The following is a 14,298-nucleotide window of genomic DNA, read 5'->3' on the forward strand; positions in this document are numbered from 1 at the left end:
CAGGCGATGCTTGCATCGCTGAGAGGGATCCCAAATCTCCGTGCGCTGCTTAGACGAATAGTAAATTCTGCGACGATACTTCATGTTCAACACTCCATCTCTTCCAAAAGATTAAAGTGTTGCGTCCACCGGTTGAAACCACCGCGCATTGATAGTATTGGCTTTCCAATCTTTAATGCCGCCACGGTGCCATGAAAGTATCAAACCCCAACGCGCCATTTGCAATGTGTCACGCATCACATACACTTCTTGTGTTGGCTTGATATTGTAGCGTCGAGGAAAGGGATTAATCTTGAGTTCCGATCGTTCAAACTCCGTCCCGCGCAGGTTCGGGTCAATAATGCGGCCGCACATACTGGCTCCATTCATATCATCGACAACATCTTTCAGTTCAATCTCGCCAAGGTTGCTTTCGTTGCGAGCGTGAAAAGTGTATTGGGAGTTCATGCAAAATAACAAGCGCGATCAATACTACCCGCATCCCCAACCAACTGAACCCGGCGCGCCTGCATTCCTTTGGGCCTTGGTCGGCTTGATGGCGGCGATAGAGCTGCCGCTTACGCTCTCAGATGCAGGCTGGATAGGGTTTGACAGTTGGCGCATGAATGTCTTTTTGTATGGCGCGTTTTGGCCACCGCTGCTTAGGGAGGGTCTCGCCCCGCTCTATACGGGCCAGAAAGCTCTGATGTTTCTATCGCATGCCTTACTACACGGCAGCTTCGCACATTTTGCCATGAACAGCGTGGTCCTCCTCGCCTTAGGCAAGGGCATAGCAACGGTCCTTGGCACAGGTAGAACCCTTCTCCTTTTATCCCTCTCAGCCGTTGCCGGTGCCGCCGCGTTTGGCCTGCTGTCATCCGCCAGTGGCCCGATGATTGGTGCGTCCGGAGCCGTTTTTGGCCTTCTGGGATTGTGGCAAGCATGGGATTACAGGCGGAGACGGAACCTTGGCGCATCCTTACAACCAGTCATGAGCGGTATAGCGGGCTTGATTGTCGTCAATGTGGTGCTTTTCTTCGCACTTTCTGGTGCGCTTGCTTGGGAGGCCCACTTAGGCGGATGGATCGTTGGCTGGACTGCCGCATGGGCGTTTGCGCGTCGGTGACGGCACGGCAATTATGTCGGGGCGACCATCATAAGTCCGCTATGATTTCTTTTTTCCTAACGCCCATGGCTGCGCGAATAAGCATTGAATGCGGGGCTTTTCCAATCACCCAATGCCCCGTCCTCGGGAGAATAAACTTCGACTACCAGGGGATAGCTGGCGGCTGTGTCGCTGGAATGCTCTGAGGAGCAATCACCACCAGGACAGGCCGACAAAGCCCCCAATAGATCAATCTCTGCGAAAAACTCGATGTAATCTCCCGGTCGTACAGGGCTTGCCTTCATGAAATATTGGCCGGTATCGCGGGAGAACCCCGTGCACATAAAGACGTTCAAAACGTCGTGCACATGCCCTTCGGCCTCTGATAGAGGCAAGCCGCTGCGATCGGCCAATGCACGCGTCAGGTTCGAGTGACAGCAATGATGATAGTCATGGTCCGACAGCAGGCGTCCCGTATAGGGATCGCATCGCGTACCGATTACATCGTGTACTGACCCGCCGAACGCATCGATCCCGTACCAATCTAATGTGTCATCAGTTACGGTTGCCATCGGGCGCAGATATGGAAAACTCGACCACATTCGCTCACCCGTGGTAATATGCGTCCCATGCAACGCACGGGTTTTCCCTGAATAAAACTTCTCCGTTAGATCGTTCGCATTCCACAAGTTCAGATCTCCTACCTGTGACCCGCCTTCGCAGACAATTCGGAAAAAATGTCCTGCAGGCACGTTAAAAGTACACGCGTCACGAGGCGGTGCAACGATCCTCTCCTTTAGTTCCATCCCCGCACGCGCAGCTCTGTATTGCTTCATATCCGGCGCCGGCAGGCTTTCAACTGGATAGCAAATCACTGGTTTCACGTCGCGACGGGCTTGGGCATCAAGAGGAGGCTGTCTCATTTGGGCAAACTTTCTAACAAAGCGATGCTGTCATTGGTACATCAAAAAACATCCGAACCGCAGACAAAGCAAAATATTCGTTCGAACTGCTGTGCGTGATCGCTCCGGCACTCTGACGCGCCTGCCCCAGACTGACAATATCAAATCAGGGCAAGTCCATGGTTGTCAGATTATGGCTGCTGAAAATACGATCCCCAATCCTGCGCCTACCAGCAGAACAGTAGACAAAACCTTACGCGCCCCGATTAGCCCATGAGAGACGAGCATCAGGCCAGCAGCGATCCTCAGCATCGCGAAGAGAGCACCGACAGGGTCTTGCGCGAGCCGCAGGATATCGGGATTGGCAATCATGCCGAGCGGGATAATATAGAGCCCCACTCCCAGCGCCATCGCGGTAAGTGCGACCTTCAACCAGTTTTCCTCGACCATACCTGCCGCAATAAACACGGCCCCGCACACAGGCGGCGTTATCGTGGACAACAGCGCGAACCAGAACACGAACAGATGCGCCTGTAATGGCTCCAACCCCAGCTGAATAAGGGCTGGGCCTGCTACAGAGACGCAAATGACATAGGCTGCCGTCGTGGGCACTTCCATCCCAAGCAACAGGCAAGCAAGCGCCGTTAACAGCAACGACGGCCAGAGTAGACCACCGGAGCCTTCGAGAATTAGCGATGTAATCTTAACGCCTAACCCCGTAATTGAGAGCACGCCAATAATGATCGAGGCGCACAAGATTATGGCCGCAATCATCGACACTTGTTTGGCCGCGTTCATGATGGCCGAGACAAAGCGGTCTACGATCTGCTCTCGTCGACTTTTTAAATCCACGTTGATAAACAGCAGCAGCGCACCGGTAATGATAGCAAGGGCTGCTGCATATTCCGGTGTGTATTTGGCGACGAACATCGCCCAAAGCAGGGCTGAGAAAGGCACAAGGAAAAACAACGACGTGACAAACACATCGCGCCGCGCGGGGCGGTCGGCGGGATCTACGCCCTTCAAATCGAACCGCCCAGCATAGGCGTTGATTCCGACCCAGACAGCAAGGAAGTAGAGAAACGCTGGCAGAACTGCGGCCGCCATGATCGACGTGTAGGGCACGCCCGTCAACTCAACCATAACAAAGGCGCCTGCCCCCATCAAAGGCGGCATAATTTGCCCGCCGGAGGATGCGACGGCCTCGACCGCGGCCGCCAGTCGCTTGGGATAGCCAAGTTTGGTCATCGCGGGCAACGTGACGGCACCGGTTGAAGCAACATTGGCAGAAGCCGAGCCGGAGATAGACCCGAACAGCGCCGAAGAGATAACCGAGACCTTGGCCGCACCGCCCTTAAGCCGTCCTGCCGCTGCTGCCGCAACATTCATAAAACCTTGCCCTGCCTCCCCTGCATTCAACACAGCTCCAAAGATAACGAAAATCGCGACCACACCAACCGAGACGCCCGTCAGCGCGCCCCAAATACCCCCTTCAGCGATGGTGAGTGTGCCCAAAAAGCTGGCTGTGGGGGTGCCGGAATGGCCGAATTGCCCCGGGATGTATTGACCGTAAAGCCCGTAGAGCAGTGCCAGACCTGCAACAACCGGAAGCGGCCAGCCGATTGCTCGGCGCGCCGCTTCCAACGTGATGCCCAGCAAGGTGATGGCGACAAACAGTTGGAAGTCACTCTCAAGAAACCCGTATTGATCCCCCAGACGGTCACTATTGACAGCGACCCAGAGGGCTGCGGAGACACCAAGGATCGCAAGAGGAATCCCACTGATCAGCCGCCTACGAGTGGTTGCGCCAAACACCAGTATAAACGGCAAAATAAACGCCATATGGAGCGGCCTACTGACCAGATTTGGCACAAGACCAGAGAAAATCAGCGCCAGATGATATCCCACAAGCCCCGTTGCAAGCAGTAACCAGAAAGCGGCGTTCAGGCGTCCTTCGGGAAGCATGTGCATAGCGTGGCCTTTTTATCGAAGAGTGACAGGCCGGAGGGTTTCGTCCGGCCTGTGAGCGTGGTTACTTCTGTGCGTCGGTCAGGGTGATACCTGCTTCAGCATAATAACGCTGCGCGCCGGGGTGGATCGTGGTCCCGATCGTCGGCATCAGGCTTTGATCGACGCCGTTCCACCACGGGGAGTTTTCAGCCAGCTTAGCCTTGCTTTCCCAGAACGTTTTGGTCAGTTGATAGGCCGTCTCGTCATCCATCGCCGTGGTCGTGTAGGCCACGACTGGTAGGGATGTTGTCTCAATATCCGCCTCCTGCCCCGCGTAAGTGCCCGCCGGAATAGTCAGAGCTGTACGCTTTGTCTCCGCGATCTGTTCTGGTGTCAGGGAAAAGACAGTCACCGGCGTCGATGCCGCGGCTTCGATCACATTGGGCGCGGGCCATGAGCCTGCTGTGACAAAGCCGTCGATCTGACCGTTTTTGAGAGCTGCAACCGCATTCGACAATTCAACATCCGCAATCTGGACGCTATCCGCCATACCGAACAACCCGAGATATTTCTCGCCCTCTGTCGCTCCAAAAGAGCCTTTGCCGAGCAAAATTGTCTTGCCTGCCAGTCCTGTGATGTCCGTGACACCACTTTCTTGGGACATCACAAAATGCATAGTCAGTGACGGGATCGGAAAGAGAGCGCGAATCTCGCTGAACTTCGGATCACCTTTGCCCTCGAACATGGCCTTGCCTTCTTGTGCGAGGCCGACCAGCGCAGGGGGAGTGGTAAACACATAATCCCCACCGCGCGCACGGGCCTCCATCACGTTCTGGACTGAGCCTTGGCTCTCTTCTATGGTCACGATGATGTCGCCATCGGTGCCGCTTTTCATGGCTTCCGCCAGCTCAACGCCCATCTGGTAGTACGACGAACCGGTCTTTGCTGATTTATATGTAATACGGGTTTCGGCAGACGCGGTGGTCAAGCCAATTGTAGTCAGTGCAATCGCGGCCGCAGCCGATCTCATGAAATTTTTCATCTGAATTTTTGCTCCAAGTGGGTCGTTATTCACCGAAGGTGACGTTTCGGAAGAGTACCTGCAAGATCAGGAATTCGCAATTCCCTGTAGCAGCCTAAATGAAACCCTGATCCACTTAAATCAGGCTGCAAGCTGGTCGAATTACTGGGACCACCTTTCTACCTCCTTTAGGCGCGCAATCGCTGGAAGGTTTTGGGCACTGACGCCCCAAATCGAGGCAAAACATCGACATCCACTTGGAAAACAGACGGCAACCTGCGATATCGGAATTTCCTAACGTGCATCGTAAACTTTAGAGCACACCAAAAAGTTTCTGAAAGGATACTCATATGAGCAAACCATCAATTGGATTTATCGGCCTTGGCCTCATGGGCGGCGCAATGGTTGGACGCCTGCAGGACCAAGGGTATGCGCTGACCATTTTGGGAAATACCGACCGCACCTATTTGGACGCGGCCATCGCACGTGGCGCAACTGAAGTTTCCAACGCCAAAGAAGTCGCACAGGCGAGCGATATTGTCATGCTTTGCATGGGCACATCCGATCATGTCGAGGGACGCATGCGCGGCGCAGAAGGCGTTATTGCAGGCCTGCGGAAAGGGGCTACCATCATTGATTTTGGCACCTCCCTCCCTGCCAGCAGTAGCACCCTCTCGGAAGAAGTCGCAAACGCGGGCGGGCATTTTCTGGACGCGCCGTTGGGACGTACACCAAACCACGCAAAGGACGGCCTGTTGAATATCATGGCATCGGGCGACAAAGTCGCGTTTGATGCGGTTGAACCTGTTCTTAAGGATTTGGGCGAAAATGTCTTCCATCTCGGCGCTGTGGGCTCTGGCCATACGATCAAACTGATCAACAACTTCTTTGGAATGACCGTTGCCAATGCAATGTCCGAAGCCTTTGCTATGGCAGATGTCGCTGGCGTAGATCGCGCCCAGCTATACGATGTGATGTCCGCCGGCCCATTGCATTCAGGCATGATGGGTTTTGTAAAATCCTACGGGGTCGATAATGATCCCACTCAATTGGCATTCACGATTAAAAATGCCGCAAAAGACGTGGGCTATTATGCCCGAATGACTGAGGATGCAGGCGTTGACAGTATCATGGTCAAAGGTCCGTTAGAGGCATTGAACACTGCACGTGATAACGGCCAAGCCGATGAAATGGTCAGCCAGATGGTCGACTTTTACGCCCGCCGTTTCAAAGGTTAACACACAGGTATCGCCAGAGAAACCGCAGAAAACATGACACCAATGAAATTCTTGCGGAGAAAGGTGATGGGCAAAATGGCCGCGTGAGGTCAAAGATTTAACGCCAAGGACTCCGCGCAATCTGGAGGGAACTTGGGGCGCAAGCCAACTGGAAAGCGCCCCATATTTTCTTCGATAAATCTAAACCTCATTGCTTTAGTCCCGCAAAGTACTGGGTGGCTTTTTTTAGGATGTCTCTCCTTCTTGAGAATGCGGTTCTCGCGTCGGAGCCTGTCATTCTCTTGCGCGAGGCTCAAATCCTCTTTCGACACCACATCGGTGTCTCGGTGTGCATTTATCCACTTGTTCAGCGTCGACATCCCAACACCCAGATCCTCAGCAACCTGCTTGCGCATCAGTCCGCTGGTCAGTGCGATACGCACCGCATCCTTGCGAAATTCGTCCGTCCGTTTCAGTCCCATAGTCTGTCTCCTTTAGCGCAGTAAATGCTATCAAAGGGGCGGCATCAAACCGTGACAGGTCCACTTATTGTCTATGATAGAGATAAGCCGCGCCGCTTTTTACGAGGCTGTTCGTATTGCTATTTTTGGCTCCAATGAGGACGGCGCTGCCAGACATCGCGACGGAACCGCCATAAGCTCCGTCCTTCTGATCATCGATGTTTGAAAACGTTCCAACCTGCTCGCCTGATAGGGTGTCGAAAAGATAGACCGCGCCATTTTGTGTTGTCGGGCCAAAGGTTGAAATGGCGACCGTGGTTCCAGAGATTGTAACCTTGGACGAGAGTGAGTCCGGAACTGAGGACGTCTTAGCCGTAAATTTGGCCACCTGTTTTCCCGTGATCGTGTCGTACAAATAGGCTACGCCGTGTTTTTTCTCCACGCCGCCTACGACAGCGTTGGTGCCAGAAATAGAGACAGACGACCCATATAAATCGGCCTTCGCTGTATCTTCACCAGTGAACTTGGCTGTTTGCTTTCCAGCTACGGTATCAAACAAATATACGGCGTCGCCAGACATAATGATGGCTGTGGTCCCAGAAATTTTAACACTACCACCGAAGAACCCCAATGTACCGCCAATGTTTGGGTCGACCGCAGTGAGTTTGACCGTCTGCCTGCCAGTCGTCGCGTCAAATAGATAAGCCGCGCCGTTAGCGCTTAAAGGGGCCCCAACAATGGCCGTTGTACCAGAGATCAAGACTGAAAGGCCAAAGCCATCCCCTTTGGCAGAGTCGGTCGGGGTAAGCTTGACTGTCTGTTTTCCAGTGGTCGTGTCAAATAGGTAGGCGGCACCATGATCGCTTCCGGACGCCCCGACTATGGCTATGGCTATGGCTATGGCTATGGCTATGGCTATGGCTATGGCTATGGTACCAGAAATCCCAACAGAAAGTCCGAAAAAACCATTTACAAAAGGCTTGCCGGCGGTGAGTACAGTCGCACTTAGATCCGCGGCTTGCGCCGTGGGAACAAGAATGAGTGAGGCCAAAGCCGCGAATAGAAAGTGGCGCATGTAAAAGTCCTTATTCGACAGTCTCCAATAAGAATGTCTATTCGCGCGCACTGCTCCTATCTTTAAATAAAATCAATAAGTTAGCAAAGTTAATTTCCCCTCAATCAATCTCCGAGAAAATATCACCGACTTCAGGCTGTTGCCGAGCCAAATGCACGCAGTGCTGGTTGATAGCCAATCGCAGGCCCCACGGCACGGGATCATGATCAGGACTCGGAGAGGTACGCCAAAGACTGCTGAATTAACTTCGCAAACACCGCCGATTGAAAGTCCCTGTTACGCGCCGAACATTTACAGTTTGGTGGCAAATCTGTCCTTCGTCGCAATAGCGCCGCGACCAGCATTGGCCAAGGAACCAAAGCGATCAAGGAGGACGGAAAGCAGCCCTTCGCGGTGGCTTAGCATACTAACGCTTTACGCCACGGCTCTAATGATACATGTAGTGTGTTCAGTCGGTTGCATAAATTTGTCAGCTTTTTTGATAAGTTACCGAGTTCTATTGAGCGCCCATCCGCCTCAAAATCGTAAAAATGCAAGCTGGTGTTTACGCGTCCCAAAGTGACCGTGGAACCACATTAACGACTGACATCGACTGACGGCACATGAAAAGATGCTTTTGGCATCTTTTTGTTGCGCTTTACATCGCCTTTTCTAACGAAAAGGCGGCGAAAATGCGTGCGTTTGCATCCAAGCGCCAAGCCGAAACAAACCAATTCGGGCCCCTCATTGGGAACCTGAAAACGCTCTGAAAACAGAGTAGAGAGTAAATGACAATGAAAACGATGACTACAGCGTTAACCGCAGGTGTTTTAGCACTTGCGCCCCTGTCAGCATTTGCTGACTCCCACGCCGACAGCAGCGATCCAATCGTCATTCCAATTCACAACTGGTCCAGCCAAATCGTAATGTCCAACGTTGTTGGTCAAATCCTCGAAACTCAAGGCGCCCATGTTGAGTACGTCACAACAGACAGCCAAGCAGTTTATGAATCTGTGCGCCTTGGGGATGTCACAATGGAACTCGAAGTCTGGGAGGGTGCGTTTGGCGCTTCCTTCCGTGCAGCCATGGAAAAAGGCGGCATCGTTGACGTAGGCGACCATAATGCTGTGACACGCGAAGACTGGTGGTACCCAATGTGGACCAAAGACGCATGCCCAGGTCTGCCTTCATGGGAAGCACTGAACGAATGTGCAGCCTTGTTCGCCACACCAGAAACTGGTGACAAAGGGCGTTATCTTGATGGGCCCGTTGACTGGCTCAAGCATGGTCAAGAACGCGTTGCATCACTGGATATGAACTTTGTTGTCGTGAACGCAGGTTCCGCCGCGGCATTGTGGGCCGAAATCGGTGCTGCTGAAGCCGACAAAAAACCAATCGTTGTTTTTAACTGGACACCAAACTTTGCTGAGGCCGTTTGGCCTGGTGAATTTGTTGAGTTTCCAGCTTGGGAAGAAGGCTGTGACACGGCCCCATCCGTGGGTCCAAACCCTGACGCGCTCTTCGATTGCGGCAACCCAGCCACGGGTTACCTAAAGAAAGCGGCATGGGACGGGATGGAAGACAAGTGGCCAGCCGCTTATGCGACACTGGAGGCTGTCTCTTTCACCAACCCACAAATTGCTGAAATGGCAAAACTCGTCGACATCGATGAGCTGGAGCCAGAAGAAGCAGCCGAAGTATGGCTGGAAGCAAACCCCGATGTCTGGGCTTCTTGGGTTAAATAACCCCCTTCGTTTGAGTAATTTTCCCTCGTCCGGTCAAGTACTGGGCGGGGTCTTTCTATATCTGAGGAATATCATGTCGTCTGAACGCCCCGTCATATCGTGCAAAAATATTTGGAAAGTTTTTGGGACCGACCCCGAAGGATACCTTGCCAAACTGCCTCCCGATATGACCTTCGATGACATGCGTGAAGACGGTTACATCGCGGGTGTCAAAGACGTATCGCTTGATGTTAACAAGGGCGAGATGCTGGTAATCATGGGCCTTTCGGGGTCTGGAAAATCCACGCTGGTTCGCTGTTTTTCTCGCCTGCATGAGATTACAAGCGGCACGATCGAGATTGATGGACAGGACATCATGTCCCTGGCCGAGAAAGACCTCATTGATCTGCGCCGCTCAAAGATGGGAATGGTGTTTCAATCTTTTGGCTTGCTGCCGCACCGTTCCGTACTCGACAATGTTGCCTTCCCGCTTGAAATGCGTGGCCAAGACAAACACACCCGACGCGAACGCGCGTTAGAGGTGATCAAACTCGTAGGCTTAGAGGGCCGCGAGGATTTCTTCCCGCGCGAGTTATCTGGCGGACAGCAGCAGCGCGTTGGCATCGCTCGGTCCTTGGCGATTGAGCCCGATATCTGGTTTTTGGACGAGCCATTCTCTGCGCTTGATCCCCTGATCCGCAAAGAAATGCAGGACGAATTCCTACGCCTGCAACAATTACTCAACAAAACCATCGTGTTTATCACCCATGATTTTGACGAGGCCCTGCGCCTTGCCGACCGTATCGCCATCATGAAGGATGGCGCGATCGAGCAATGTGACACACCCGATAAAATCGTTCTAAAGCCTGCCACTGAGTATGTGCGAAAATTTACCGAAGACGTCGACAAGGCGCGCGTGGTTCGCGCTGGTGGGTTGGCCGAAGTCGGTCAAACTGGCATCGGTGATCCTGTGGATGCGTCCCAAACAGTTCGCAAAATGGCCCGTATGTTGGTCGATGACACCCGCGATTTTATTCCTGTCACCCGCGCCGGAAAACCGATTGGTGCCCTGTCCCGCGCTGAAGCACTGGACGTTTTATTGGGGGATCAGTGATGGATGCCTTAATGAAGGTGACTTCTAAATCAATGACTTGCAACCGTGCCGCAATACTGTTTCTTGCCGTTGCATTGATACTGACGGCCTTGCAATATGCAGCTCTTTTGCCTGCATGGCTGTACCGCGTTCCCGAAACAATGATCCCGCCATTTGCGGCATGGCTCGACGTGGTTTTCAACTTTGTTAAAGACGATCTTGGGCTGCTCAAGCTTACACGCTTCCTAACGGGGGGCTTAGAGAATGTCCTCGATACCACGGGTAATATTTTCTATGGCAAACGCCGCTGGCCCAACTTAGGCCCCATGCCTTGGAGCGCGGTTGCGGGTGTTGCCGCAGTGATCGGCTATTACCTTGGGGGTTGGCGTTTAGCTTTGCTGGCCGGTGGCACATTCGTTTGGACTGCGTTGATTGGCCAATGGAAAATTGCGATGGAGACCATGTCGGTTCTGGTCGTCGCTGCACCGTTGGCTTTTTCCATCGGCCTGTCATTCGGCATTGCCGCTTGGAAGTATGAATGGGTAAATAAGGCCGTAAAACCGGTATTATCCGTCCTCCAAACGCTACCGTTTTTCACCTACCTGTTGCCTGCCGTAATCTTCTTTAAGGTCGGGCCAACAGCGGGAGCCGTGGCCACCATCGTTTATGCCATTCCGCCAATGATCCTGATGACGACGCTGGGACTGCAAAAGGTATCTCTTGAAGTTGTCGAAGCAGGAAAAATGGCGGGCTGCTCCAGATTTCAAATGCTGCGGCACGTTTATATCCCGTCTGCTCGGGGCGATATTTTGGTTGGCGTCAATCAAGTCATAATGCTGTGTCTGGCGATGGTCGTTTTGACGGCCTTCATCGGAATGCCAGGCCTTGGTGCAAAACTACTGGCGATGATGGGTAGTTTTAAGCTGGGACGGTCGTTTGAGATTGGCATCACAATCGTACTGCTTGCCGTGACCCTAGATCGCATGTCCAAAGCATGGGCCATCAAACAGCCCGTGCATTTCGAAAAGGGAGCGTCATGGCTCAGCCGTCATAAGACGCTTGTATCGGCATTGTGCATCTTTGTTGGCTTTACCCTACTCTCAAAGGCTGTGCCCATTGCAGGTGCCTTAGAGCGAGGACAAGACTTTAGCCAAGGTAAAGAATTGGATAGCCTCATCAAAGGGTTCCTCGCTTTCGATGGCGTACAAAACGTCACCTACGGCATTCGTTATGTCTTGAATGTGTGGGTTTTGAACCCATTTCGCGACTTCATGTTGTCGATCCCGACACCTGCGATGATCATGATTGTCGTGGCGTTCGCAATCTGGTTGGGCGGGCGCCGTCAGGGCATCATCGCCGCAATTTTCTTTAGTCTGATTGCCCTTTCAGGCTGGTGGGATCGGTCCATAATCACTTTATATTCGGTGTTGGCCGCCGTTTCGATAGCGATGTTTATCGGCATCCCGCTTGGGATTTGGGCATCGAAGTCAGAAAAATGGTCGCGCCGTATACTGATCGCCTGCGATACGGCGCAAACATTCCCGAGCTTCATCTACCTGATCCCCGCGATCATGTTATTTGGGATTACAGCCACTGCAGTTGTAGGCTCGATCTTGATCTTCGCAATGGTTCCGCTGACCCGCTATACGATCGAAGGGCTGCGCACCGTGCCGCCCGAAATGACCGAGGCGGCCGACATGGCCGGTGCAACCCGCATGCAGAAGTTGGTAAATGTCCAATTGCCTTTGGCTCTGCCAACTATGGCTGTTGGGTTTAACCAAGCGATCATGTTCGCCTTCTTTATGGTCATCATCGCGGCCTTCATTGGCACCCAAGATTTGGGACAAGAATTACAACGCACTCTGGCGGGAACGGACCTTGGAAAGAACTTTGTCCTTGGTATCTGTGTATCGCTTATGGCGCTTACTTTTGATGTGGTTATCATGAAATGGGCGACGGATAAGAAACAAGCGCTGGGCCTCCCATAGAGGCTTACGCGCTATCATCATTTATCGGATTGAGGCCCTTGCTTTCACAATCGACTAACTACCGTTAACGCACCAGAATACGGTGATGCGGAATGAAAATAGCTTACGAATGTCGGCTTCTCTAAAGGGGCGTTTCGGACCTCGAACTCTCTGAGACACTCCTTTTATTGGACGAGGCATATTCCAGCGTAATGCAGCCCTCAACTATGACAACTTACTATAACACCTCTCCCCTCCAACCATGCCGATTGCGCCTTTCGCAGACCGATTATACTCCCCATTTTATTGATTTTTAGTTACCAAGCATTCCATAAGAAACGGTCTCGAAACCCTTGAACCTTAACGGGTTCCCAGGCTTCGAATCCCTGTTTCTCCGCTTTTAAGAATCTCTAAATTGCTGATTTTAAAAGATTATCTCAAGTTAGAGATTCATATCCCCCAATTAGTCCCCCAGTGGACCGAAGATTGTGTCGGAAGTTGCTGAAATGGGTAAGACTCGGCTATCGGCCTTCAACGTTAGGGATAAAGAGATCGTTGCCAAAATCCGTCCGGCCTTGCTCATTGAAACGGGAGATCCAAAAGCACTCTCTTTGGGCGACAAGGAATTGCTGCTTCGTAACCAAGCTAAACTCTATGACGCCCTCAGATTTAGAGGAGAGTGGTTCCACCACGATGATATCAAGCGGTTTACACATACCGGTCTTTCGGCAGTTGTTGGAGGACTTCTCGACAAGTCGAGCTCTCCTGAACTGACTGATTTTTTGATTGAGGTCGCACGTTTTGGCGGCATGAAACCCCTAGCAGCCAAACTAGCCAGCTACATCATCAATCCGGATGTTGGATATCGCACCAAAAGTGAGGCGTGCTCAGCTCTATTCGAGATCAGAGATACGGCCCACAGGGCGAGCGTTTTGGCCGCTGCTCTCACCGCGAATTGCCCTGATACCAACGACACAGACGCTGCACCTAGCTGGAACATGTTTCAATTAAAGGCGCTTCAATACTGTTTTGAGGAAGCGACACTGCTTGACTGCATTTGCCTTCTCGCAAGAATCCAAAGGGAAAGATCCAACTATTCCTCGGCCACGTCCCAATATCTGATCGAAGTCCTTGATAGCCTCTCGGCACAGGAAAAGCGCAAGTGGCTCACAATATTGCTCCGCTTCGCATTTGATGGCCGTAGCGAAAATAGCCAACGCCTGCCAAGTGCCTCAGCGAGCTACAAGAGATTTGTGCCAGCTATTATCTATCTCGCTTCGGGACTTGTATCACGTGATGACACGGCCCCTGATGATCCAGACTTGCTAGATGCATGTGTTGACGGCCCCTGTTTTGCAAGGATTGATTTGAGCTGATTTTGATCGTTGCAGGTTGCGGTCATGTGTCCGGCCTGTTGACGCGGTGTATGTGACCGCTGGCCTTTCCTCTCAGCGATGCCAGCATCGCCTGCCAGACAACGGATGAAGTCCGCGTACCGAGTCCCAATCAGACGAACGAGCTTTAAAGCCCAGACAGCACCTCGGGGTGTCCCGGCGGCGGTCCCTTTCGATCATCATCACTCACTTCTGCCCTTGCATCTCATCGCGGCGATGTCGGGTGCCGCTTTGTCCCTCCTTCGTTCAGATAGCCGGTGTGGCCTTGTATGACTCTCCTTTCACCATGAGCGCCCACGCTGTTCGGGCGGTCTTGTTGGCGATAGCCACGGTGACGACCCGAGTCGGCTTGCGCTCCAGGAGCGATCGAACCCAAGCGCCCGTTCGGGTGTCGGTGGTTGGCGCCCGTCGTGTGACGGAGGTGGCACCAA

Annotated in this window: 11 protein-coding genes and 2 pseudogenes; 6 read left to right on the plus strand and 7 right to left on the minus strand. The window is 52.8% G+C overall.

What is annotated here, in order from left to right; genetic code table 11:
* Positions 1–111 precede the first annotated feature (111 nt).
* Positions 112–447 (minus strand): SOS response-associated peptidase family protein, encoded by a 336-nt coding sequence (locus AB9F26_RS21395; RefSeq protein WP_369769041.1) that lies wholly within the window; start codon positions 445–447, stop codon positions 112–114.
* Here AB9F26_RS21395 and AB9F26_RS21400 point away from each other — a divergent pair.
* Positions 446–1,105: a rhomboid family intramembrane serine protease gene (locus AB9F26_RS21400; RefSeq protein WP_369769042.1), complete on the plus strand. Its 660-nt coding sequence runs from the start codon at positions 446–448 to the stop codon at positions 1,103–1,105. The genes AB9F26_RS21395 and AB9F26_RS21400 overlap by 2 nt on opposite strands.
* 56 nt (positions 1,106–1,161) lie before the next feature.
* Here the strand turns inward: AB9F26_RS21400 and AB9F26_RS21405 are convergent, their stop codons facing one another.
* The 3 genes from AB9F26_RS21405 to AB9F26_RS21415 form a co-directional block, all read right to left on the minus strand.
* Positions 1,162–2,007: an urea carboxylase-associated family protein gene (locus AB9F26_RS21405; RefSeq protein WP_369769043.1), complete on the minus strand. Its 846-nt coding sequence runs from the start codon at positions 2,005–2,007 to the stop codon at positions 1,162–1,164.
* 165 nt (positions 2,008–2,172) lie between these two features.
* Positions 2,173–3,957, minus strand: coding sequence for a TRAP transporter permease (locus AB9F26_RS21410; protein ID WP_369756540.1), 1,785 nt, complete (start codon positions 3,955–3,957; stop codon positions 2,173–2,175).
* A gap of 61 nt (positions 3,958–4,018) precedes the next feature.
* A complete protein-coding gene (locus tag AB9F26_RS21415; RefSeq protein WP_369769044.1) occupies positions 4,019–4,978 on the minus strand; it encodes a TAXI family TRAP transporter solute-binding subunit in 960 nt (319 codons plus the stop codon).
* A gap of 329 nt (positions 4,979–5,307) precedes the next feature.
* On the opposite strand from AB9F26_RS21415, the gene AB9F26_RS21420 reads away from it, so the two are divergent.
* Positions 5,308–6,195, plus strand: coding sequence for an NAD(P)-dependent oxidoreductase (locus tag AB9F26_RS21420; protein ID WP_369769045.1), 888 nt, complete (start codon positions 5,308–5,310; stop codon positions 6,193–6,195).
* Positions 6,196–6,344: 149 nt separating this feature from the next.
* On the opposite strand, the pseudogene AB9F26_RS21425 reads toward AB9F26_RS21420, so the two are convergent.
* Positions 6,345–6,656, minus strand: a pseudogene (locus AB9F26_RS21425) (transposase); the annotation flags it as partial.
* A 64-nt stretch (positions 6,657–6,720) separates the two neighbouring features.
* Positions 6,721–7,710, minus strand: a complete 990-nt coding sequence (locus AB9F26_RS21430; RefSeq protein ID WP_369769046.1) for a hypothetical protein — start codon at positions 7,708–7,710, stop codon at positions 6,721–6,723.
* 773 nt (positions 7,711–8,483) lie between these two features.
* Here AB9F26_RS21430 and AB9F26_RS21435 point away from each other — a divergent pair.
* The 4 genes from AB9F26_RS21435 to AB9F26_RS21450 all read left to right on the plus strand — a co-directional run bounded on the left by AB9F26_RS21435 (position 8,484) and on the right by AB9F26_RS21450 (position 13,849).
* Entirely contained in the window at positions 8,484–9,434 is a 951-nt protein-coding gene (locus AB9F26_RS21435; RefSeq protein ID WP_369769050.1) for an ABC transporter substrate-binding protein, read from the plus strand.
* A gap of 73 nt (positions 9,435–9,507) precedes the next feature.
* Entirely contained in the window at positions 9,508–10,527 is a 1,020-nt protein-coding gene (locus AB9F26_RS21440) for a glycine betaine/L-proline ABC transporter ATP-binding protein (RefSeq protein ID WP_369769047.1), read from the plus strand.
* 11 nt (positions 10,528–10,538) lie between these two features.
* On the plus strand, positions 10,539–12,494 hold the full coding sequence (locus tag AB9F26_RS21445) for an ABC transporter permease (RefSeq protein ID WP_369769048.1): 1,956 nt from the start codon (positions 10,539–10,541) through the stop codon (positions 12,492–12,494).
* 485 nt (positions 12,495–12,979) lie between these two features.
* Positions 12,980–13,849 (plus strand): hypothetical protein, encoded by an 870-nt coding sequence (locus AB9F26_RS21450; RefSeq protein WP_369769049.1) that lies wholly within the window; start codon positions 12,980–12,982, stop codon positions 13,847–13,849.
* Positions 13,850–14,113: 264 nt separating this feature from the next.
* Here the strand turns inward: AB9F26_RS21450 and AB9F26_RS21455 are convergent.
* Positions 14,114–14,298 (minus strand): annotated as a pseudogene (locus tag AB9F26_RS21455) (IS110 family transposase); the annotation flags it as partial.

This window comes from Falsihalocynthiibacter sp. BN13B15, assembly GCF_041205415.1.
In the GTDB taxonomy this organism is placed as follows: Bacteria; Pseudomonadota; Alphaproteobacteria; order Rhodobacterales; family Rhodobacteraceae; genus Falsihalocynthiibacter; species Falsihalocynthiibacter arcticus.